The organism is Komagataeibacter intermedius TF2 (assembly GCF_000964425.1).
Taxonomy (GTDB): domain Bacteria; phylum Pseudomonadota; class Alphaproteobacteria; order Acetobacterales; family Acetobacteraceae; genus Komagataeibacter; species Komagataeibacter intermedius.
The window spans coordinates 1-780 of the sequence record NZ_BANF01000047.1; the positions used below are offsets into that span (position 1 = coordinate 1).

The window sequence follows — 780 nt, forward strand, 5'->3', positions numbered from 1 at the left end:
AGTTCTCGTTCCTCGATCTGCGCTTCTCCCGAGATGATCCAGACAAGTAAGGGCTCGGCCACGGCCGGGACCAGCACTTCATCTTCGTGTTGCGGTCGGCGGAATATCTGCGCCTCTGCCTCTTTCCATGCCCCTCCCTGGCTTTGCGCGATCTTTCGGCCCGGAATACGGTCCTCGAGGGCATAACTGGCGGCATGCAGCGAAGAACGATGCGGATGCAACATCCGGTTTACCTTTCAGCCGTGCCGTGAATTGTCCCGATCAACTTACAAAATCGCAAAATCACAATGGTTTCAGCAAGATTACGAGAGAAGCCAGTTCCCGTAGTCTCTACATGTTTTCTGATCTTTTTAAACAGATTGTGTGGAGATTATCATGAGTATCAAAGGTAAGGTCGCTCTTGTTACCGGAGCCTCCAGCGGGATAGGCGCGGCAACAGCACGCAAACTTGCGACAGAAGGCGTTATTGTCGGTCTGGCAGCACGGCGCAAGGACCGTCTGGACGCACTGGTGACGGAAATCACCGAGGTAGGCGGCAAAGCCGTTGCCCTTCCAACCGACGTGACAGATCTGGCGTCATGCAAGGCTGCGGTAGATTTCCTCATCGCCCGGTTCGGCAGGATTGATGTGCTGGTCAACAACGCGGGCCTGATGCCCCTGTCCAACGTTGACAGCCTGAAAGTGGATGAATGGCAGCGTATGGTGGACGTAAACGTGTCTGGTGTCCTCAATGCAGCGGCGGCGGTTCTTCCACAGATGATCGCACAGCATTCGGGCCAT

Annotated in this window: 1 protein-coding gene and 1 pseudogene; one reads left to right on the top strand and one right to left on the bottom strand. The window is 55.3% G+C overall.

Going from position 1 to position 780, the window contains the following annotated elements:
- Window positions 1-224: pseudogene (locus B7449_RS08640) on the bottom strand (AraC family transcriptional regulator); the annotation flags it as partial.
- A 139-nt stretch (window positions 225-363) separates the two neighbouring features.
- Between B7449_RS08640 and B7449_RS08645 the strand changes: the two are divergent.
- Window positions 364-780, top strand: a 417-nt coding sequence (locus B7449_RS08645) for an SDR family oxidoreductase (RefSeq protein ID WP_048883570.1), incomplete at its 3' end; no start/stop codon positions are given.